General features: G+C 58.9%; 16 protein-coding genes and 5 pseudogenes. 13 read left to right on the top strand and 8 right to left on the bottom strand.

Features of this window, described 5'->3' with window-relative positions; genetic code table 11:
• A complete protein-coding gene (gene tnpB / locus QA640_RS37980) occupies positions 1 to 354 on the bottom strand; it encodes an IS66 family insertion sequence element accessory protein TnpB (RefSeq protein WP_283037807.1) in 354 nt (117 codons plus the stop codon).
• Complete coding sequence (locus QA640_RS37975; RefSeq protein WP_283037806.1) at positions 348 to 761, bottom strand: transposase; 414 nt, start codon at positions 759 to 761, stop codon at positions 348 to 350. The genes tnpB and QA640_RS37975 overlap by 7 nt, the downstream gene beginning before the upstream one ends.
• A 100-nt stretch (positions 762 to 861) precedes the next feature.
• Here QA640_RS37975 and QA640_RS37970 point away from each other — a divergent pair, with 100 nt between their 5' ends.
• Positions 862 to 1,263 (top strand): transposase, encoded by a 402-nt coding sequence (locus QA640_RS37970; protein WP_349253666.1) that lies wholly within the window; start codon positions 862 to 864, stop codon positions 1,261 to 1,263.
• A gap of 71 nt (positions 1,264 to 1,334) precedes the next feature.
• Positions 1,335 to 1,490, top strand: a complete 156-nt coding sequence (locus QA640_RS37965; RefSeq protein ID WP_283037805.1) for a hypothetical protein — start codon at positions 1,335 to 1,337, stop codon at positions 1,488 to 1,490.
• 18 nt (positions 1,491 to 1,508) lie between these two features.
• Here the strand turns inward: QA640_RS37965 and QA640_RS37960 are convergent, their stop codons facing one another.
• Entirely contained in the window at positions 1,509 to 1,658 is a 150-nt protein-coding gene (locus QA640_RS37960; RefSeq protein WP_283037804.1) for a hypothetical protein, read from the bottom strand.
• Between the two features lie 53 nt (positions 1,659 to 1,711).
• Between QA640_RS37960 and QA640_RS37955 the strand changes: the two genes are divergently transcribed.
• On the top strand, positions 1,712 to 2,359 hold the full coding sequence (locus QA640_RS37955; protein WP_283037803.1) for a hypothetical protein: 648 nt from the start codon (positions 1,712 to 1,714) through the stop codon (positions 2,357 to 2,359).
• A 45-nt stretch (positions 2,360 to 2,404) separates the two neighbouring features.
• Here QA640_RS37955 and QA640_RS37950 read toward each other — a convergent pair whose 3' ends face one another.
• A complete protein-coding gene (locus QA640_RS37950) occupies positions 2,405 to 2,539 on the bottom strand; it encodes a hypothetical protein (RefSeq protein ID WP_283037802.1) in 135 nt (44 codons plus the stop codon).
• 389 nt (positions 2,540 to 2,928) lie between these two features.
• Between QA640_RS37950 and QA640_RS37945 the strand changes: the two are divergent.
• From QA640_RS37945 to QA640_RS37925, 5 genes and pseudogenes are all read left to right on the top strand, one after another.
• Positions 2,929 to 4,355, top strand: a pseudogene (locus QA640_RS37945) (IS66 family transposase); the annotation flags it as partial.
• A 110-nt stretch (positions 4,356 to 4,465) separates the two neighbouring features.
• Positions 4,466 to 5,344, top strand: a pseudogene (locus QA640_RS37940) (IS3 family transposase); the annotation flags it as partial.
• Between the two features lie 444 nt (positions 5,345 to 5,788).
• The gene (locus QA640_RS37935; RefSeq protein ID WP_283037801.1) at positions 5,789 to 6,265 is read left to right on the top strand and encodes an Lrp/AsnC family transcriptional regulator; all 477 of its coding nucleotides are present in this window, start codon (positions 5,789 to 5,791) and stop codon (positions 6,263 to 6,265) included.
• Positions 6,266 to 6,890: 625 nt separating this feature from the next.
• Positions 6,891 to 8,588: an MFS transporter gene (locus QA640_RS37930; RefSeq protein WP_283037800.1), complete on the top strand. Its 1,698-nt coding sequence runs from the start codon at positions 6,891 to 6,893 to the stop codon at positions 8,586 to 8,588.
• 455 nt (positions 8,589 to 9,043) lie between these two features.
• Positions 9,044 to 9,288 (top strand): annotated as a pseudogene (locus QA640_RS37925) (IS630 family transposase); the annotation flags it as partial.
• Positions 9,289 to 9,445: 157 nt separating this feature from the next.
• On the opposite strand, the pseudogene QA640_RS37920 reads toward QA640_RS37925, so the two are convergent.
• A pseudogene (locus QA640_RS37920) lies at positions 9,446 to 10,710 on the bottom strand (IS256 family transposase).
• Between the two features lie 718 nt (positions 10,711 to 11,428).
• Here QA640_RS37920 and QA640_RS37915 point away from each other — a divergent pair.
• From QA640_RS37915 to QA640_RS48440, 5 genes and pseudogenes are all read left to right on the top strand, one after another.
• The gene (locus QA640_RS37915) at positions 11,429 to 12,379 is read left to right on the top strand and encodes an aminotransferase class IV (RefSeq protein ID WP_283037799.1); all 951 of its coding nucleotides are present in this window, start codon (positions 11,429 to 11,431) and stop codon (positions 12,377 to 12,379) included.
• 8 nt (positions 12,380 to 12,387) lie between these two features.
• On the top strand, positions 12,388 to 13,599 hold the full coding sequence (locus QA640_RS37910) for a glycine C-acetyltransferase (RefSeq protein ID WP_283037798.1): 1,212 nt from the start codon (positions 12,388 to 12,390) through the stop codon (positions 13,597 to 13,599).
• Positions 13,600 to 13,847: 248 nt separating this feature from the next.
• Positions 13,848 to 15,220: pseudogene (locus QA640_RS37905) on the top strand (transposase).
• 98 nt (positions 15,221 to 15,318) lie between these two features.
• Positions 15,319 to 15,741: a transposase gene (locus QA640_RS48445; protein ID WP_349253665.1), complete on the top strand. Its 423-nt coding sequence runs from the start codon at positions 15,319 to 15,321 to the stop codon at positions 15,739 to 15,741.
• A complete protein-coding gene (locus QA640_RS48440; RefSeq protein ID WP_283037858.1) occupies positions 15,695 to 16,345 on the top strand; it encodes an IS110 family transposase in 651 nt (216 codons plus the stop codon). Before QA640_RS48445 ends, QA640_RS48440 begins: the two co-directional genes overlap by 47 nt.
• A 142-nt stretch (positions 16,346 to 16,487) precedes the next feature.
• On the opposite strand, the gene QA640_RS37895 is transcribed toward QA640_RS48440, so the two are convergent.
• The 3 genes from QA640_RS37895 to QA640_RS37885 form a co-directional block, all read right to left on the bottom strand.
• The gene (locus tag QA640_RS37895; RefSeq protein WP_283037797.1) at positions 16,488 to 18,056 is read right to left on the bottom strand and encodes an L-serine ammonia-lyase; all 1,569 of its coding nucleotides are present in this window, start codon (positions 18,054 to 18,056) and stop codon (positions 16,488 to 16,490) included.
• A 566-nt stretch (positions 18,057 to 18,622) separates the two neighbouring features.
• Positions 18,623 to 19,099, bottom strand: a complete 477-nt coding sequence (locus QA640_RS37890) for an Lrp/AsnC family transcriptional regulator (protein ID WP_283037796.1) — start codon at positions 19,097 to 19,099, stop codon at positions 18,623 to 18,625.
• Positions 19,100 to 20,331: 1,232 nt separating this feature from the next.
• Entirely contained in the window at positions 20,332 to 20,730 is a 399-nt protein-coding gene (locus QA640_RS37885; protein WP_283037795.1) for a LysR substrate-binding domain-containing protein, read from the bottom strand.
• Between the last annotated feature and the right edge of the window lie 4 nt (positions 20,731 to 20,734).

Raw genomic sequence — 20,734 nt, 5'->3', positions numbered from 1 at the left:
CTACGCAAGTGCTTTCGGCCGCGGGATTCGAGGCGCGTGCATGCGTGTCCAATCCATGCCGGCTAAAAGCGCGGACAGCTGCGCAGCATTCATCCGCATCACGCCGGCCACGATGGGAGGCCATTTGAAGCCGCTGCCATCGAGCCGCTTCCAATACATCACAAGGCCGCTGCCATCCCACACGATAATCTTCACCCGATCGGCGCGCTTCGCACGGAACACCACCGCCACGCCTTTCATCGGGTCATGGCCCAGCGTCTCCTTCGCCAACAGCGCCAAGCCCTCCGCACCTTTTCTGAAGTCCACGGGTTGCGTCGCCACGTAAATCATGAGGCTCGCGGGCGGCGTCAGCATGAACGTGTCCGTCGAAGCGCCAAGAACACATCAGCAAGGCCAGGCGTCCCCCGTACCTCCACTCGTGCCCCCTGGAGCTCAACCGTCACAACGGCTGCTTCCGGCGACCGGGTGGGCTCTGCGGCCGCCGGTAGCGCCGATTCCGACACCACCGGCACGAACGACAGCGTGTCCGCCGAAGCCGGCAGCACCAACTGGCCCAAACGCGTCCGGCGCCGCCAGTCGTGCACCTGCTGGGGCCGGCAGCCATGGCGACGAGCGACATCTGTGACAATCGCCCCCGGCTCGAGGCTCTCCGCGGCAATCTGTGCCTTCAAATTGTCTGGCCAGCGCTTTCGACCTGCGCCTGCGTACACCTCGATACGTGGTGACAACGGTCGTCTTATGTCGTCCGAATGGTCGTCCATTGTGAGCACCCTTGCAGAAGATGACTCTTCTAGCGGTGCTCTCACGACTGCGTACGCGAATTCTCAAGGGCCTCAACGCCACGCTTACAAATGAGCAAACGTGACGACGGTTACGGTTCTATCCGGTCCAGAGCGGCGACGGCGGTGGACCACTGCCGAGAAGCTTCGGATCGTGGAGGAGAGTTTGGCGCCTGGAGCCAGTGTTGTCGAGGTTGCTCGACGACATGACGTTCACCGCAATCTGGTCACGGCCTGGCGGCGGCAGGCGCGCACAGGCGTCCTCGCTTGCGGGCCTGAGCCGATACAGTGGCAGGATGACGAGGTCCATTTTGCGGCAGTCTCCATTGCGCCGGATCGGCAACCATCGACGGCGCCTTCTGGGACCTGCGGCGCGATCAAGATTGAGTTCGCGGCCGGGACTCGGATGCGGATCACGGGCGCGGTTGACGCGGCGACGCTGACCGCAGTGGTGGCGGCGCTGACGGATGGACGGCCACGATGATGCCGCGAGCGTCAACAGCGGCCGGGACAAGGACGGCCGTTGGCGCCATCACACGGTCTGCGGAATGCTCGATGCATTCCAGTCTCGCCGTGACTGTCGAGGGCCTGCCGCTGGGATTGGCGGCGGTGAAGTTCTGGACACGGAAAAAGTTCAAAGGCACGGCGCAGCTCAAGAAGAAGATTAAGCCGACCCGCGTTCCGATTGAGAAGAAGGAAAGCGTTCGCTAGCTCGACAATCTCAGGCAATCAATCGAGCGGCTCGGACAGCCGGAGCGTTGCATTCATATTGGTGACCGCGAAAGCGACATCTACGAATTGTATTGCCTGACGCAGGAGCTTGGCGCTCACTTCCTTGTCCGCGCCTGCGTCGATCGGCTGGCAGGCGATGGCGGTCATACGATTGCAACCGAGATGGAAGAGACCAGCGTCAAAGGCTTGCATTACATCGAGTGCGCAACGACAAGGATGAGACGACGAAGGTCGCGCTGGAAATCAAGTTCAAGCGGATCGCGGTCTTGCCTCCCATCGGCAAGCAGAAACGTTATCCAGCCCTCGACCTGCCGATAATCCATGCGACCGAGCGCGGTACGCCCAAGGGCCGTAAACCGATTGAGTGGAAACTCATCACAGACCTAGTCGTCCGCAGTCGCTCCGAAGCAATCGAGAAGATTAACTGGTACGCCATGCGGTGGAAAATCGAGTTGTTCCACAAGATCCTGAAATCGGGCTGCAAGGCGGAAGATTCAAAACTCCGGACCGTGGAGCGACTTGCCCAATCTAATGGCGGTCTTCTGCATTCTCAGTTTGCGCGTCCTCTGGCTCACCATGCGCAATCGCATCGCCTCAGACGCGTCACCGAAGCTCGCATTGACGTACACCAAGATCGCATTGCTCGATCGACTCATCAGCGGCGCGAGCCATCGACGATGTCGCCCTGGAACCCTTGCGTTCTATCTTACCAAAGTTTCACGATTGGGTGGCTACCTGGCCAGGGCGGGCGATCCGCCGCCTGGAAATGTTGTCATCTGGCGCGGCCTCTCGAGACTCACAGATATCGAACTCGGCGCCGAAATCGCAACTGCTGGAAATGTGAGTAATTGAAAGCTACGCCGAATGGATACTGATGCTCGGGTCGAGCGGCATTATTGCTCGCGACATTCGAGTTCCGAGGGTATGGTGGCGTCTGTGGCAGGTCCAGTGATCGTGCCATTGGCGAGGTCGTCGTGCGCGCCGGCGTGGATGTTGACGAGGCGCACTTGCAGCGGTCCGTTCGGCATGATCCCCTCTGGTGTGAAGGTCTTCCTCGCCAGCCATCCAGTCGACTTCCGCTATCGAGGGTCTTGTTGCGGTTGTGCGCGATGGCGGCTCAGATCCGTTCGATGGTGCGCTTTATGTCTTCCGGACCAAAAGAGCCGTATGGTGGGCTCCGGCAGGCCTCTATTTAAAACGTCTTGAAAAGGCGAAGTTCTGCTGGCCGCGGATCGGGCATCATCGGGTGCAGATGAATCCGCGCAGTTGATGGCACTGGTGCACGGGATGGATTGGAAGCGGGGCCGGACCGTGGCGGTCAAGCCGCCGGAGAATGTTGGGTAAAAGCACTGCGGCGAAGTAAATCAGCGAGCTGAAAGGGCAAGAGAACCGGGGCGAAATGTGCTCGGTCGGGCCAATGACGCCGCCCGACCTCACCCTCCCGAATGACGTAGAGATGTTAAAAGCCATGGTGCTTGCCATGGCCGAGAAGGCGGCCCGCGCCGATGCTCTGGAGAGCGAAGTCGCCGATCTCAGGGCCCGCAACGCGATGCCGATGCGCGCATCGAGCGGCTGACGCAGATCCTGAAGGTCTTCGACCGCGCCCGGTTCGGCCGACGATCGGAAAAGCTCGGCTCTGCGAACGGCGACGATGAACAGCAGACCTTTGTCTTCGAGGAGATCGAGACCGGGCATGCTGCTCAAGGCCCAGGTCGGCAAGGGCCTTGAGCAAGCGGATGGCAAGCGTGCACCGCGTCGGCGCAAGGGCTTTGCGCCCCATCATCGAAACCGTCATTGAGCCGGAAGAGAACATGCCGGCAAGCAGAAGGTGCTGATCGGCGAGGACGTGTCGGAGCGTCTGGACGTGGTGCCGGCCAAGTTCGGAGTGATCGTCACGCGCCGTCCCAAGTATGCCGAACGCGGATGGCGTAATCCAGGCGACGGCTCCGGCCCATATCATTGAAGGAGGCATTCCGACGGAAGTGCTTTTGGCCCAGATCGCCGTCTCCAAATATGCCAATGGACAACCGCTCTACCGAGGCCATCTACGCCCGCACAAGGTCGAACTCGATCGCGAGCTGATGGCGCAATGGATGGGCAAGCTCGGCTTCGAGCAGGCGTGGCCGACTACATCTTCAGCGAGGTCAGGAAGGCCGAACGGGTCTTTGCCGACGAAACCACCTTGCCGACGCTCGCTCTGGGCTCCGGATCGACGAAGACGGCCTGTTGATGGGCCTATGCCAGAGATGACCGAACCTTTGGCCGCAGGTCCCCCCATGGTGGCTTATCGCTTCGAAGACAGCCGCTCCGGCGAATGTGCGGTCCGGCATCTCAATGGTTATCGCGGCATTCTGCAAGTGGGTGGCTATGCCGCCTATAACAAGTGGCGCGACCCGATCGCGGCAATGATGGCATCACATAGACTGGCTGCTGGTCACACAGCAGGCGTAAGTTCTACGAGCTGCATGTTGCAGGGAGCTTGAGAGTGGCAACGACGACGGTCGAGCGGATGGCAAAGCTCTGGCAGGTCGAGAAGGCTGTGCGTCGCTCAAAGCCCCGATGCACGCCCTGCCGCGCCAGCAAGCCTCCGCTGCGGTCGTCGCAGATCTCTTCGATCTCTGGCGGCGGATCTCCGGTAGATCGAAACTGGTCGAGGCGACCCGCTATGCCGTCTCGCGCCGTGCCATCTTCGAACGCTTCCTGACCGATGGTCGCATCGAGCTCGACTCCAACATCGTCGAACGCGCCATCAGGCCACAAACAATTACGAGAAAGAATAGCCTCTTCGCTGGCAGCGACGGCGGCGGACGAACCTGGGCGACCATCGCAATGCTGCTGCAGACGGTGTGACCTGCCACTGAGTATTTCCTCCAGAAGGAGTTAGAGTCCGACCCGAAGAAGGACGGACATGAAACGAGCAAGGTTCACGGGAGAGCAGATTATCGCGATATTGAAGGAGCATGAGGCCGGTGGGCGCGGATCGGAAGATGATCAGTTATCGCTCCAGCCGCCCTGCGGACGCGGCTCTGCGCGGCTGGTTGCGCGATCTCGCCAACGAGCGGCGGCGTTTCGGCTACCGCAGACTGTTCGTCCTGCTGCGGCGGGAGGGCGAGCCGTCAGGGATCAACCGGATCTACCGGCTTTAGCGCGAGGAAGGGCTCACCGTCCGCAAGCGGCGGGCTCGCCGCAAAGCTGTGGGGACCCGTGCCCCGAACCTGATCGAGGCGAGGCCCAACGCGTCGTTGGACTTCGTCCATGACCAGTTCGCCAAGGGCCGGCGCTTCCGGATCCACAACATCGTCGACGACGTCACCAAGGAATGCCTGGGCGCCATTCCGGAGACGTCGATCTCGGGACGGCGCGTGGCCCGCGAACTGACGGCAATCGTCGAGCGACGCGGCAAGCCAGGAATGATCGTGTCCGGCCATGGCACCGAGTTCACCTGCAACGCCATGCTCGCCTGGAGCCAGGACACAGTCATCGAGTGGCACTTTATCGCGCCGGGAAAGCCGATGCAGAACGGGTTCATCGAGAGTTTCAACGGCGGGATGCGCGATGAACTGCTCAACGAGATCCTGTTCTTCGATCTGGATGATGCCCGCACCAAGATCGCGGCTTGGGTCGCCGACTACAACAATATCCGGCGGCCTCACTCGTTGCTGAAATACCTGACCCCTGCGGCCTATGCCGCCCACCTCACCGCTACGGACGATCGGCTGCGCAACCCCGACCAGCTCCGCCGATCGTCCGTTGGTCCACCCGTGCCGGTTTGGCGTACAAACCCAGAGACTCTAACCGCTGCTGATGAAGGCTCAGTGGCAGGCCAGGTGTAGCGCAGATGCTGGGTCAGCGCGAAGTTGCCCACCGTAGCATAGGATAGCGAAAGCTTAAGCCACGTCGCTTCGCCAGTTGCACCGAGATGTTTGGGGCCTAGTTCAGCAGCCATGCATCGGTCGGTAACATCGCGTTCTTGGCCTGCACTCCCGCCTCTGCGATGAAACGTTTCCGGGTCGAACGCTCTGATTGCCTCGGTCCTGCTCGGGACTGAGAGGTCTCACTCCAGCAAAGCCCTTGCCCATGCATTAGCGCTAGCTGGGTCGGTTAGCTTCGAAAGGCAATTTTAGAGTCCCGCGCGCTTACTCATTGAAATTGCCAGCATATTCAGGATACTGGGCCCTTGTAGGGAGGATTTTCGGTGCATCTTGCCTTTTTTGCGAATGACTTCTGCAGAGAAGAGGCATTTTTCGAAGAAGATCACCTCAAATCTGGAGCCAATTATGCGATATGATCGTATCGATGCCCACATTCTCGAGATCGTGCAAAAGAATAACCGCCTGACTTCCGAGGCGATCGGCGAAAGGGCCGGGCTTTCTGCTACCGCGTGTCAACGGCGCCTGAAGAGGCTCCGATCGGAAGGCATCATAGAGGCCGATATCTCCATCATCTCGGCAAAGGCGGTAGGGAGACCCATTCAAATGCTCGTGCTAGTGACCATGGAGCGCGAGCGTTCAGACCTAGTCGATCGGTTCAAGAAGGCTATCAAATCATCAGTTGAAGTCGCCAACGCGTTTTACGTCACAGGCGACGCTGATTTTGTCTTATACATTACCGCGCGTACAATGGACGACTATGAAGAGTTCGCCCGGCGATTTTTTCGCGAGAACCCGGACATCAAGGGCTTCAAGACGATGGTCGTGATGGACCGGGTAAAAGCTGGTTTCAGCATTCCAATTGAAATCCCGTCGGAAGATTAATTGGGCTCTCTTATCTCGTGCATCTATGCGCTTACGCGCTTTTTCATCGCCAATTCGCAACGAACGGAGAAAACCACATTGGCGTTCATCTAGACTACGTTGCTGCGACATTTGAGTCGAGAAAATCCCACTCGGAGACTAAGATAAAAAACATTGCACTCAATGGGCTGTGAAACCCAATCATTTTGGCGAGACCGTGGAAGGCACCCGCTTAGAGCGTCACCAAGGGCTCATCTGATATAGTACCGTTGCCTCAGGCGATCTCAATGCCATCTTCATCCGCTAGAGCGGCAGCAATTTCGAAATCGAGACGCGCTTCACCAAACTCTGGAGACCCCTGCCGATGCGGGGACGTCATCGCAACCTGCTCGAACGATCGTGCTAGTAGGTCGCGAGGCGGCGAGAAGCGGGCTTGACGCTTACTTTCGGAGAACGAGTAACCGATTCTCCCGAGTTAGTTAGCAAACACCAATTGGAAAGAACGTTTCAGGAGGTCAAGCACGTCATGAGGCTTTCGAATGCAAAGTGCGCGAAGTACGTGGTTCCCCACTTGCTGGTCGCCAACTTTCCCTAACCACCGCTGATCTGGTCCAGAATGAAGGCATCACGGTAAGGACTAGCTGAGATGACCGATCCGCCAAAGCCCCACGCGTTCAGCGTCGAGGGCATCACCGCTCCGCTGCGCTATCCCACCTTCCGGCGCGTCTGGCTAGCGAGCCTGTTGTCTAATCTCGGCATTCTAATCCAGGGCGTTGGTGCGGCCTGGGCCATGACGGAGATGACGTCATCGGCCGACAAGGTCGCGCTGGTCCAGACGGCCTTGATGCTGCCGGTGATGCTGATCTCGATGCCGGCTGGCGCGATTGCCGACATGTACGACCGCCGCATCGTGGCTCTCATTGCGCTCTCGATCGCGTTTTGCGGAGCGACCGCGATGACTGCATTTGATTGGTTGGCTCTCACCACGCCGAATCTGTTGCTGATGCTTTGCTTCGCCATAGGCGGCGGCATGGCGTTGATGGGCCCAGCTTGGCAATCCTCTGTAAACGAGCAGGTTCCGACGGAGACGCTGCCGGCGGCGGTTGCACTCAACGGCATCAGCTACAACATTGCGCGCAGCTTCGGGCCTGCGGTCGGCGGCATTGTGGTTGCGACGGTGGGAACAGTCGCAGCCTTTGCGCTCAACGCGCTGCTCTATCTCCCGCTGATGCTAGCGCTATTCCTCTGGAAACGCGTGGCCGAGCCGTCGCGGCTGCCGCGTGAACAGCTGAGCCGCGCCATCGTCTCTGGCGTGCGCTACATCATCAATTCCCCGTCGATCAAAATCGTACTGGCACGCACCCTGGCAACGGGCGTCATCGCCGGCTCAATTTGGGCACTAATGCCGCTGGTCGCCCGAGACTTGTTGCACGGCGGCGCTCAAATCTACGGAATCATGTTAGGCGCGTTTGGCTTGGGCGCCGTGATCGGGGCGCTCAATATCAGCGCGGTACGTAGACGTATGAGTGGCGAGGCCGCTGTGCGCGCCTGCACCCTCTCGCTGGGAGGTGCGATCGCGGCCGTCGCCTTAAGCCACAAGCCTTTCTTGACAGCCGCCGCGTTGGTCCTGGCGGGCGGCGTGTGGACAATAGCATGGACGCTGTTTAACATCGGCATACAGCTCTCGACGCCCCGCTGGGTTGCGGGCCGGTCGCTTGCGGCCTATCAGGCTGCGTTGTCCGGTGGGATAGCTATCGGCAGTTGGGGCTGGGGTCACCTCACCGATGCCGTGGGCGTCGAGATCGCGCTTCTCGTCTCTGCCGCGCTGATGCTGCTCTCTCCGCTGCTTGGGCTCTGGTTACGGATGCCGCATATCAGTGTGCCCGGCCAGGACCCCGCGGCGCTGGCCGATCCCGAGGTGCGGCTCCCGCTCACCCATCGCAGCGGCCCACTGGTGGTCGAGGTGGAATATCGTGTCGCACCGGAGAATGCGCGCAGCTTCCACAATTTAATGCAGGACGTGCAGCTTTACCGTCAGCGCAACGGTGCCTATGGCTGGTCAATTGCCCGCGACATTGCCGATCCAGAACTATGGACCGAGCGTTATCACTGCCCAACCTGGCTCGATTACCTACGCCAACGCAACCGCTCGACGCAATCGGAACGTGCGCTAGATCGGCAAGCCGTCGCTTTCCACACCGGCCCTGAGCCCGTGCGCGTCCGAAGGATGCTCGAGCGTCCGTTGGGATCGGTGCACCGGAAGGAAGACGTCCCCGACTGCGCCGCGAACGAAATGCTGCCCGTTGACTATAAGCGCGACGGATACACTAACAATCGCCAGTGACGAGTAAGCAATATAACGTCAGATTGAAGTAGACCTCGTGCATGCAAATTTGTCGGTACAAAAGCCAGTGCACCGGCAGCATGAACCTGCAGCAGTTAATCCCATTTTGCTGTCAGCATGGCACACGCCTATGCGTGTTTTACAACAGGCTAGAATTCGTCGCGAACCAACCGAGGCGAGAGCGTTAAGCTGTCGTAGAGAAGGTATGATTACCAACTTGATCTCCGCGTGAGATCGTCTTGAGCGGATCGATGGAAGGTGGCGCCCACCAGATCAGCAGGAAAAGCTCTTTTCGGGGGAACTCTAGCACCGGTGAATAAAGTGGACTGCAGCACTTCTGCAGACGACAGTGCGGTAGTCTGGTTGTCTGGATCTAGAGCAATTCACGTCTGGGCTGAATCGAAAGGGATTCGGCTGGTGATTCAAGATGCTGGCCGGGATGCGGCTAGTATATGATGAGCCGACCTCTTTCCAATGATCTGCGTGAGCGTGTGGTTGCGGCCGTGATTGGTGGCGAGAGCTGCGGGGCGGGGCGGCGCGGTTTGGCGTTGCAGTGTCCTCGGTGGTGAAGGGGTCGCACCGTTATCGGGCGACCGGCTCAGTGGCACCCGGCAAGATGGGCGGGCATCGCAAGCCCGTGCTCGAAGCACATCGGATCAGCCAGACGCCGCATCTGACGCTGCACAGGCTGGAGGACGAACGGCTATAGCGCGACAATCGTAAGAGGCAACTCATGCCGTCAGGCGGCGTGGTTCCATGAAAGCGTTAGGATAGCCAGGCGAACGAATCGACGTTGTTCATCTTCGCTTGAGCCAAGCAGTCAAGGAGCTATGCCTAAATCTGGGTGACGGAGCCGATCAGGCGGCGTGGCTGTGCTGGGTCGGAATGACCTCGATGCCGTCGGCGAATCTGACACCGGCGATGAGCTTCGGCAACTGATTTGTGCCCTTCAATCGACGCCAGGTTTTCGAGGCTGCATCGATCAGCTTGAACACCATCAGCCTGGCCGTCTGTGGCGACAACGATCCCTTGGTCCGAACTGTCCTGTGTCGCACCGTGGCGAACACGCCCTCGATCGGATTCGTGGTTCGCAAGTGGACCCAGTGCTCGGCAGGAAAGTCATAGAATGCCAGCAGATCCTCGCGATCCTTGACCAGGCAGTCAACGGCGCGCGCGTATTTGGCACCGTATTTCTCGGCGAAGGTTTCGAGTGCAAGCTCCGCGGTGGCCCGGCACGGCGCCATCGAGATATCCTGCAGGGCTCTCTTCATGCCACTCTGCACGGAGCTCGGAACCTTGTTGAGCACGCTGACGGTCTTGTGCTGCCAGCAGCGCTGCCGCCGGGTGCCGGGAAAGACTTCGTCTATCGCCTTCCAGAAGCCGAGTGCGCCATCGCCGACCGCCAGTTCAGGCGCGACCTGCAGTCCGCGCCGGCGGATGTCGATTAGAAGCTCGCGCCAGCTCTGGGCGCTCTCGCGCACGCCGACCTGGAAGCCGACCAGCTCCTTCTTGCCTCGGGCGTCGCGCCGATCAAAACCAGCATACATTCGCTGTGGTCCTCCATCCGGGCCTGCAGGAAGACGCCGTCGGCCCAGACGTAGACATAGCGCCGCGCCGACAGATCGCGCTTCTGCCAGCGCTCGTACTCGCCCTGCCATTGCGCCTTCAGGCCTGAGATCACCGATGGCGACAGATTCGGCGCATCCTTGCCGAGCAGCGCCGAGAGCGCTTCCTGGAGATCGCCGGTCGAGATGCCGCGCAGATAGAGGATCGGCAGCAGGGCATCCAGGCTCTTTGTCCGCCGCGCCCACAGCGGCAGGATCGCCGAGGTGAAGCGGATCCGATCAGCTCCGGTCGCACCACGGTCTCTGACCTTGGGCCGGGCGATCTCGATCGCGCCGATCCCCGTGGCAATCTTACGCGCAGGGCCAAAGCCGTGCCGCACCACCCTGGCACGGCCGTCCGGCAGCTTCAGCTCCGCCGTCGTCGCCAGAAATGCCTGCAGCTCGATCTCGACGGCCCGGGCGAGCAGCTCACGGGCTCCGTTCCGCAGAATTTCTGTCAGTGGATCGTCAACCGCAGACGGCTGACGGAAGGGCAGGATGTTGATAGTCTCGTTCATGGCGTATCGCTCTCCTTGAGAGGTTCTGGCAGGCTCGACACCCGCCTCGATACGCCGCCTACCTCAACCCGTCATCACCCACTTTCCTGCATAGCTCGCAGTCAAGCACGCCGATCGAGCGCTAAACAAGACGATTCTGAAGCGCGTCACCCCGGCCCGAAAGTGTATTCGCGGCGCGCGCTGATTCGTTGCGAGGCGGCATCAACGAAGCGAAAGCCGCTGAGACATCCAACGGAACTCGAAAAGGTCGGCGCAACTTTCAAGTTTTTGGCATTGCAGCGCAGATCACCATCGGCCTGCAAATCTCAATGGCACGCATACCTACGATGTTTGGACGAGCGGGACGGTCAGGGTCCCCGCTAGCTTAGCTAGTTCCGAGGACGGATATGCGAATGCTGACCGGATCACGCTGGAAGTTAACCCCCGACGGTGATTCTCGGCCTTGTTAGCCATGTCGCCGACTGTTCGAAGCTCAGATCGACGACGACGCGTTGCGTATCGGATGAAAGCCTCGCCTATTCCTTTCAGATGCAGAATTTCGGCCTTGCGAGCCTTAGATCGGGGTAATGCGGCTCTTTGGGCTGTTAACATTTCGATGCAATCGGCCGCCGTGCCGTCCTCGATGTCTTAATGGAGTGACCATGTCCGGAATCCTTGTCTCCCAGAAGCAAGAATTCGTTGCTCATCCCAAGCCATCCTGCTGCCATTGACTGCGCCGATGACACAACGTCTGCCTGCATTTCCAACCATCGATGAGCGCCACCTTGATCGACGGCTCTATCCCCACGGGGTTGCTTTCGTGGATGGGCAATACCTGCCGATGTCCGAGGCCAAGATTTCCGTACTTGATTGGGGTTTCCTACACTCCGATGCGACCTACGACACGGTGCACGTATGGAATGGTAGGTTCTTCCGGCTAGACTCGCATCTGGATCGTTTTTTGACAGGTGTCGAACGTCTTCGAATGAAGCTGCCTTATGGTCGCGACAAGATATCGTCGATTCTTAAGGATTGCGTCGCGCTATCCGGTCATAGATCGGCGTACGTGGAGATGATCTGCACACGCGGGTCATCGCCGACGTTCAGTCGTGATCCTCGCCAAGCGGAGAACCGCTTTCTAGCGTTTGCCGTCCCTTTTGGGTCTGTTGCCAACAAAGAGCAACTAGAGCGAGGCTTGCATATCGCAATCAGCGAGACCGTCCGCATCCCGCCAAAATCGGTTGATCCCGCGATCAAAAATTACCATTGGCTGGATCTCGTGAGCGGCCTTTTCGATGCCTACGATATGGGAGCGGAAACAGCCCTCATACTAAATACAAACGGGCACATTGCCGAAGGGCCCGGCTTCAACGTATTCCTTGTTAAGGACGGATGTTTAAGGACCCCTGCTTTCGGCGTCTTGTCTGGTATCACACGCCGGACCGTCTTCGATCTTTGCGCCGAGCTTGGACTCTCGGCCACCGCTGCCGACATTACTCGTACGGAACTTAAGGAGGCTGACGAGGTGTTCATTACGTCGACTGCCGGCGGCATTATGCCTGTGACCCGTATCGACCATACCGCGATCGCTCAAGGGCGGGTCGGGGCCATAACCCGCCGACTCATGGAACTGTACTGGCAAAAGCACGAGGATCCAGTGTGGTCAACGGCTGTTCTTTATCCGTCTTGAGACCACCCATGCAACAGCAATTTGACCAGCGGCTTCGCGACAATCTCGATGAGCTGTCGTCACGCAAACTCCTGAAAATTGAACAGGAGATCGTCTCGCCCCAGTCAGCACAAATCAACCTGCGCGCAATGGGCGAGCGCGAGGTCTTGAATATGTGTGCCAACAATTATCTCGGCTTGGCCAATCACCAAGCCCTGGTGCGAGCCGCGCATGCAGGACTTGAACGGCATGGGTTTGGAATGTCGTCGGTTCGCTTCATTTGTGGGACGCACTCCGTTCATCGGGCGCTTGAAAGGAGACTTTCCGAATATCTTCGGAGGGAAGACACGATCCTATTTGGGTCGTGCTTCGATGCAAACACCGGTCTCTTTGAGGCTTTGTTGGATGAACACGATGCGGTGATCAGCGATAGTTTGAATCATGCGAGCATCATAGACGGCGTTCGGCTCTGCAAAGCAAAACGACTCCGCTACGCTAATAATGACATGGGAGAGCTTGAGAGCGCTCTACGCGAGGCGCGTCATTGTCGAACCGTGCTTGTTGTCACCGATGGAGTGTTTTCGATGGATGGCATCGGCGCGAATCTGCCTGGAATTTGCGATCTTGCGAAGCGTTACGGCGCCCTGGTCATGGTTGATGACTCTCACGCGGTGGGCTTTATTGGTCCAGGCGGGCGTGGAACGCCAGCCCGGCATGGGCTGGAAGATCGAGTGGATATTCTTACAGGCACACTCGGTAAGGCGCTTGGCGGCGCATCGGGCGGCTACGTTTCGGGGCGAGCTGAGATCATTGCATGGTTGCGACAGCGCGCTCGACCATACCTCTTTTCGAATTCGCTGATGCCGGCGCTCTGCGAGGCGTCGTTGGCTGCCATCGACTTGGCGGAAGATGCCGAGGACCTTAGAGAAAAACTCACTGCTCGAACCTTTCAGCTGCGCCGAGGGCTGAGCAATCTGGGATTTCAAGTTTCGGGCAGCGATCACCCCATTGTGCCCTTGATTACAGGTGACGCGGCAATCGCCGTCCAGATTTCTGATTACTTTTTGGCACTTGGCATTCTAGTCGTTCCCTTCTCGTACCCTGTGGTGCCACAGGGTGCGGCGCGCATTCGGATGCAAGTAAGTGCGGCTCATAGTGCGGAAGAAATAGAAAGGGTGATCTTTGCATTTCGGTCGGCTCGGACGCATCTTGGCGCGGGGAGCCCGCGATCCGGGAGCTAGTCCTCCTATGTTCCAGGCCCATCCGCGTGTTGTGCAAATTCAAGCGGAGCGCCGGGCCGGGAGAGGCCTTCGCTAAACAGTCGTCCGTGAAGAGCGGCTAAGCGATTGAGTTGGAATGGCATTTGTCGTTGGTGGACTGTTTTGCGATTGCAGGGTTTTGATGCTTCAGTCGTCGGAACCTTGCAGTTTCCTTTTCAAGATTCCGTCGAATCGCCAATCATGATTCCGTCGTCGCATCGGAGGTGGCGATGCGACCGAAGAAGCACAGGATGACGGGATCGGGCGATCTGTTCCGGGCCAGGCTGGACCAGATCTTCAATATGAAGCATGAGCTGGTTCAACTCGCCGGCAAGGTCGATTGGGACTGGATCGACGGCGAGATCGCGTCGCTCTATAGCGAGAATGGTCGGCCGGGCATCGCGACCCGCTTCATGATCGGCTGCTGCTGCTCAAGCACATTTACGGCCTGTCCGATGAGGGGGTGTGCGAGCGCTGGGTGCACGACCCGTATTTCCAGTACTTCACCGGCGAAGAGTTCTTTCAGCACGCGCTCCCGCACGAGCGCTCGGACCTGAGCCGCAAGCGGCTCGGCGACAAGCTGGAGCTGTTGCTGGCCGAGAGCTTGCGGGTGGCGCACGAGGCCGGCGCGTTACGCAGCCAGAACCTCAAGCGGGTCAGGGTCGATACCACCGTGCAGCCGAAGGCCATCACCTTCCCGCGGATGCCAAGCTGCTGCACGCGGATCAAGGGGCTCAGTCGCCTGGCGAGGAAGCATCGGGTCAAGTTGCGGCAGTCCTATCTTCGCATTACCAAGGCCGCGGCGATGATGGCGGGGCGCTACGCCCATGCCAAGCAATTCAAGCGGCATCAGGGGCAGTTGCGCATCCTGCGCAGCCGGCTGGGCAGGATCATCCGCGATATCCGATCGAAGGTCAGGCCGTGCTCGAGAACGCCTTCGCCCTCCCGCTCAGCCGGGCCTCGCAGATCCGCTCGCAGCAGCAGCGCCAGCGCGGCTGGAAGCTGAGGACAGAAGTGGGCGGATATCCATAATGGCTCGAGGCGAGAGCCTCAAATCGAAGCCGGATAGATTGGCGCAGACCGCTACTTCCCTTTGTCGATCCCTCTTGCAACGCGGGCGTGGTCCATAGATCGGTGTCAAAGCCTCCATCGTCACCAACAACCGCCGTGCTCCCGGTGACCTGTTCGTGCTGCACGCCAGGGCGCTACCCGATAACCCGTACGACGGTCACACCTTGCGGGACGTCATCGACCACACGACACTCACCGGCTGCGCGATCGAGCGGGCCTATGTCGACAAAGGATACCGCGGCCACGACGCACAAAATCCCCGCCGAATCTTCATCTCTGGCCAGAAGCGGCGCGTGACCCCAGGATCAAACGCGAGCTACGCCGCCGCTCGGCCGTCGATCCGGTCATCGGCCATCTCAAATCCGAACACCGGATGGGCCGCAACTACCTGTGGCACCGCCAGGGCGATGCCATCAATGCCGTCCTCGCCGCCGCCGGCTACAACTTCCGCCGCATCATCCGGTGGCTGGCGCTCTTGTTGCGCCAACTCCTCGTCCAACTCACCGCTCGAATTCAGTTCATTCCAGCCTGAAATCCCCGTTCTTCACATGGTGTAATCGCGGCTGACGTCTTCTTGAGAACACGAGGATCGGTACGATCGGCGTCAGCAAATCGAAAAGGAGCCGCGCTATGAAGAAGTACGTTGGTCTGGACATCTCTATGGAAGAAACCAACATTTGCGTTTTGGATCAGGCCGGCGGCGTGACATTCGAAGGTTGTGCGCCGACCAATCCGGAGGCGATCGCTAAGCTCCTGCGGCGTCACGCAGGCAATGCTGAGCGAATCGTTTTTGAAACGGGCTCGCTATCCAATTGGTTTTGGCATCAACTCAGGGCACTGGGCTTTCCGGTGATTTGCCTTGATGCGCGTCACGCCAACGCGGCGTTATCGATGTGCATCAACAAGTCGGATCAGAACGATGCCAAGGGATTGGCTGAAATGGCCCGCATGGGATGGTACCGGGAAGCTGCCGTGAAAGGGGGCGGAGAGCTGGAAAACTCGTTCGATGCTGGCGGCACGAACCAAGCTGGTGAATCTACGGCGAGATATTGACAACCAAATGTGCGGTCTGTGCAAGGGGTTAGGAATAGTACTCGGCAAGGCCGGCTCGACCAACCTGGCTCGCAAAGTGGACGCCGTGCTTGCTGAAGCGCCGGATTTGCAAGATATTTTCGCACCGCTGCCGCTTGCCCAGTCCTGTTTGACTGAACAAATCGAGAAGTTCGATCGACAACTCATGGCAGTGGCAAAAGGCGACCAAATTGTTCGGCGAATGATGACCGTTCCCGGTGTCGGTCCCCTGACTGCCCTGTCCTTCGTCGTTACCATCGACGACCCCAATCGCTTCAGACATTCCGCCGACGTGGGCGCCTATCTAGGCCTGACACCAAGACGTTATCAATCCGGTGAGATGGATCGCACTGGCCGCATCTCCAAGCGCGGCAACCGCCAGATGCGAACTTATTTGTTCGAGGCCGCGAACGTCCTGCTGACCGTTGTCAGGCGAGGTTCTGCGCTCAAGCGCCGGGGCAGCAAACTGGCCAAACGCATCGGCACCAAGAAGGCCAAGGTTGCCGTCGCTCGCAAAATGGCTGTCATCCTCCATGCCATCTGGACTGATGGCACCGAATTCCAGGCAGAGATGCGCACCGCATGAACCAGTCTTAAACCAACCCGGATCCGCCTTCGGCGGAACAAGCGTCCCTGCCGGGACGATGGTGTGGGCAATCTCGAAGTCGTCCCTGCGGGCTTTACGCACCGCGCTCTTAACATCGGGATGCCACACCTCTTGAACGCCATCATGCGGCGCTCCGGCATAGAGACGACCGCGGAAAGAACCATGAACCCGGCAGCGGATCATTTTTGTCTATCGGGGTTGACATCGTGCCCAAGATTAAAGAACGGACGACTAAACAGACTGCTTTGAATGGTGGCGAAACTATTATCGCACTTCTTGCTGCACGTTCCACCATAGCCGCTGGAAGATCCGATCGGCACAAGGTCACGTTAGCGGCGAGTCCCCCGAGCGATGTTTCCTTGTTTTTAGTCTGCATGTCGGCACCCGCCTGCCGCATAGTTTCGATGACTTTGTCCAGGCTGATGTGATGGCGGCCATCACCGGACAAGGCAAGCTGCGCTGCGGTGATCGCGTTTGTGGCGCCGATAGCGTTGCGCTCAATGCAGGGAATCTGCACCAATCCGCCGACCGGATCGCAGGTGAGGCCGAGATTGTGCTCCATTCCGATTTCGGCTGCGTTCTCGATCTCCTCGTTGCTGGCTCCGAGCACCGCGGCCAAGCCGGCGGCAGCCATTGAGCAGGCGACGCCGACTTCGCCCTGACAGCCCACTTCGGCCCCTGAGATCGAAGCGTTCTTCTTGTATAGCGAGCCGACGGCCGCCGCCGTTAGCAAGAAGCGGTGGATCTCGGTCCGATCAGCGATGGGATAGAAGCCGTTGTAATAGCCAAGCACAGCGGGAATGATACCCGCGGCTCCATTTGTCGGCGCAGTCACGACGCGGCCACCCGCCGCATTTTCCTCGTTTACAGCGATGGCAAAAGCTGCGACCCAATCCAGTTCGTGCAGCGGACGCGAAGAATCGTTGCGTCCGCGACCCTCATTTAGCCGTCGATAAAGTCCTGGTGCGCGGCGCCGGACGCGGAAAGCTCCGGGCAATTCGCCCTCGTAATGCAAGCCACGATCGATTGAGGCGCGCATCGCACTCCAAACCCGGTCCAATCCTGCTCGTACCTCGTAAACCGAGCGCCGAACCGTTTCATTAGCAAGGGCGGTCTCATCAATTCGCAATCCGCTCGATGCTGCCATCGCCAGTAGCTCCTGAGCGGATCGATAGGGGTAGGGCAAATTCGTGGCTCTGCTCGCCGGATTGCTTACCTCGTTTTCGGCGACCACAAAACCGCCGCCGACTGAATAGTAATCGCGCCGGTAGACGATGTTGCCGGTTGAGTCACGGGCAGAAAAGCGCAGCCCGTTTGGGTGATACGGCAGTTTCTCTCTCTGATGAAACAGCAGGTGCGTGCGCTCATCGAACTCTATGGGGCGCCGCCCGAGCAAGGGCAGGCGGCCATTGCGTCGTATCTCTTCAACTTGCGCGATAGTCCTATCTACTTGGATCGTGTCTGGCTGTTCCCCTAGAAGTCCAAAGAAGATCGCGCGATCCGTAGCATGCCCACGGCCGGTGAGCGCCAGCGACCCAAACAACTCCACCGTAACCTCAGCGATTCCGTCGAATACGCCGCCAATCTCTGCCTCGTGCAGAAATCTCCGCGCAGCGATCATTGGACCAACGGTGTGCGAGCTCGACGGTCCGATGCCGATCTTGAAAAGCTCAAAGGCGCTGACGGGCATATCTCCTCCAACAGGTGGGCAAAGGAACACAGATCAAGCGCCGCGCCAGTGTAGGCCATCCAAGCCCAAGGTTCTCGAGATCGCTAGTTCCAATGAGCTGATCGACCAAGCACTGGAAGCTGTGTCGGTACAGGCTTGGATATGCGACTTCATTTCAGTCGGAAGGTGCAATCGGTTGGTACTCGACAACCATTGTCCCTGTCGGCTGTACAATCACAGGGCGGAGTTCGTTCGCGGCGTAGATAGGGCCTTCCAGCACACCAATCCGAACGAGCGCTCCAAGCTTTGGTGAATGCGTACCAGTTCGCGCCGATGTGGAGGGCCGACGCTTCCCGAGCTAGCGCACGCCTCAACTACTTCGAACGGCTGCGCTTGTGCAAACCCACGCCGGCAGCAACTATAGTCGATTGAGTGCTTTCGAGCCGCCGAACTCCTCAGCCAAAGTGTTTGCGAAACATAGAATAGAGGAGCGACAGTGCAGTTTATTTGCGTTCTAGGGGAGTGAGCGACGAAAAGGAGCGCAGATATATGCAGACGTGGGATCAGACATCGGCATCGGGTCGGCGCTAATCCTTGCATGGGATCTCCACTGGAATGGCGAGGCCCGCCTTTACGCGGTCCATCACAACCATTGTCTTGAACCCCTTGATGTCCTGATTTTCATGGAAGAATCGCCTGGTGAACTGCTCATAATCGTCCATGTTACGAGCGGTAATGTATAAGACAAAGTCAGCATCGCCAGTGACATAGAACCCGTTTACCACTTCAACGGACGACTTGATGGCCTTCTTAAACCTATCGATTATATCCGAGCGCTCCCGCTCCAGAGTTACAAGAACAAGCATTTGAATAGGCCTTCCGACGGCTTTCGCCGAGACGATTGAGACATCGGCCTCAATGATGCCTTCTGAGCGCAGCCGCTTCAGTCGTCGCTGGCACGCGGTAGCAGAGAGCCCTGTCAGTTCACCGATGACCTCAGAAGTGAGACGATTGTTCTTTTGCACAACCTCAAGGATGCGGGCGTCTAGTCGGTCGTAGTCCATTTTCGGCTCCAGCTCGAGAAGATTTTCGTCGCGAAATACCTGTATGACGCAGGAATTCACTTCAGCGACGGATAAATGCGACGCGAAGAAATTGCCTTAGCAGTATGCTGAGTGTGCTGGGTATTTCAACAAGAGCATGTGAGATTTTCGACGTAGCAAACTATTCGGCGCAAAGTCCTTATCGATTCCACGATCCTGATCCTCGATGGGGCGAAGTTGTCTGATGGTGACCAATGGGCGCGCAGCATGACGTCACCACGAGAGAGCTGAACACCGGCTTCACAAGCGCCGGGATGACCGTAGTCGTTCTCTCCCGGTCGAAGGCGTAGACCGGTTGTTCGGTTCTGATGAGCTGCAGGAGCTGCTGCCGCTCTGCGATTTCGTCGTTGGCCGTGCCGGCGACGCCAGAGACCATAGGTCTCATCGGCGCAGCCGAGATCGCGCGCATACGGCGCGAGGCCGTCTGATAAATATCGCCCGGGACAATGTCGTCGTTGAGACTGACCGATCAAGGCTCTCCGCGCCGGTGCCAGCGCCAGCGCTGGTGCGATGCTAGATGTGTTCGAGCGAGAACCGCTGCCGGAAGCCGGTCCGCTCTGCGACATGGCAAACGTGATTGCTTCGGGCTTTCCGACGAAACCCACCGCTTCAGGAGCGCCTCTGAACTACGCTCCACGCGCCGCCGCTCATTTCAAACGCGCGTCTTCAGAGGCACATCATCTCACGTCGCGCAAAACGGCCTTCGATGAGATGTCCTGACAAAGAGTAAAGCCAAACAGACGCCGCAGCATTGCGGGTTAGGATGAAAACTTGTCAGCCAGGTTTGAACGAACCTTAATTCGATCGTTTCGGAACCATGGAATCTCTCACCGATCCGCGGTTTCGGCGACCAACCAATCCCGAAATGCAACAAGGGGAGGGGGCTCGATCGCTCAGGCGGTCATACCAAGTAGTATCGCTCGGCACTGTCCATAATTAGGCTGAGGGCACGAATGAGTTCTCCGCTGGTAAACTCGTCTTCGACGAGGAAGGTCTGCAGCAGCGACCACGCCGAGACCGACCATCGCAATCTGGGCAACGGTAGCGAACTGATCGAAATACATCATCCGTCCGGATCGACCCGCGATTTTTTTGGGGCCGAAAACCATTGGTCCCAGCATTGGGGCGCGTGGAAATGCCGAGCAGTGGTGCCTTCCTGAGATCACCTGCGGCGCGACACCCGCACTGCGTTTTCAGCTCCGGGCTGCAGGCGGGACGACCGCTTCGGAGAGCAAAAGGACCATCTCAACGCCGAGCCGGTCCCGCGGCCCGAAATGGATTGCGGCATCCAGTGCTTCGGTTCGGAAATCAAAGTAGGATAGGCGCGTTGCAAGATTGATCGCAACGCCCGGTTTCTGCGAGAGAAACCTCGGGAGCCGCGGCGCCAACCAGCGAGTGCCGAAGATCGGCAATATCGCGAGATCGAGGGGTCTTCTCTGGCTCGAAGGTTGAAAGAGGCTGTGCTGATTTTGCGCGGGGCGATTGCCCTGGCTGTCTCCTCTCCTCTCACGGCCAACACCCTGGAGGCTGCCATCAAAGGCTCCTTCGTTGGTGATGATTTCAAGCCGTGATGCCGAACGCGAGATCGCCAATCTG

Origin of the sequence: Bradyrhizobium sp. CB82 (assembly GCF_029714405.1) — a bacterium.
Classification (GTDB): domain Bacteria; phylum Pseudomonadota; class Alphaproteobacteria; order Rhizobiales; family Xanthobacteraceae; genus Bradyrhizobium.
This window is presented reverse-complemented; position numbering and strand designations above follow the sequence as displayed.

Bases quoted from the DNA above. Each gene is read 5' to 3' on its own strand.
- tnpB (WP_283037807.1), bottom strand. From the start codon at position 354: ATGCTGACGCCGCCCGCGAGCCTCATGATTTACGTGGCGACGCAACCC.
- QA640_RS37975 (WP_283037806.1), bottom strand. From the start codon at position 761: ATGGACGACCATTCGGACGACATAAGACGACCGTTGTCACCACGTATC.
- QA640_RS37965 (WP_283037805.1), top strand. From the start codon at position 1,335: ATGCATTCCAGTCTCGCCGTGACTGTCGAGGGCCTGCCGCTGGGATTG.
- QA640_RS37960 (WP_283037804.1), bottom strand. From the start codon at position 1,658: ATGACCGCCATCGCCTGCCAGCCGATCGACGCAGGCGCGGACAAGGAA.
- QA640_RS37950 (WP_283037802.1), bottom strand. From the start codon at position 2,539: ATGCCGAACGGACCGCTGCAAGTGCGCCTCGTCAACATCCACGCCGGC.
- QA640_RS37935 (WP_283037801.1), top strand. From the start codon at position 5,789: ATGCGATATGATCGTATCGATGCCCACATTCTCGAGATCGTGCAAAAG.
- QA640_RS37930 (WP_283037800.1), top strand. From the start codon at position 6,891: ATGACCGATCCGCCAAAGCCCCACGCGTTCAGCGTCGAGGGCATCACC.
- QA640_RS37915 (WP_283037799.1), top strand. From the start codon at position 11,429: ATGACACAACGTCTGCCTGCATTTCCAACCATCGATGAGCGCCACCTT.
- QA640_RS37910 (WP_283037798.1), top strand. From the start codon at position 12,388: ATGCAACAGCAATTTGACCAGCGGCTTCGCGACAATCTCGATGAGCTG.
- QA640_RS48445 (WP_349253665.1), top strand. From the start codon at position 15,319: ATGAAGAAGTACGTTGGTCTGGACATCTCTATGGAAGAAACCAACATT.
- QA640_RS48440 (WP_283037858.1), top strand. From the start codon at position 15,695: ATGCTGGCGGCACGAACCAAGCTGGTGAATCTACGGCGAGATATTGAC.
- QA640_RS37895 (WP_283037797.1), bottom strand. From the start codon at position 18,056: ATGCCCGTCAGCGCCTTTGAGCTTTTCAAGATCGGCATCGGACCGTCG.
- QA640_RS37890 (WP_283037796.1), bottom strand. From the start codon at position 19,099: ATGGACTACGACCGACTAGACGCCCGCATCCTTGAGGTTGTGCAAAAG.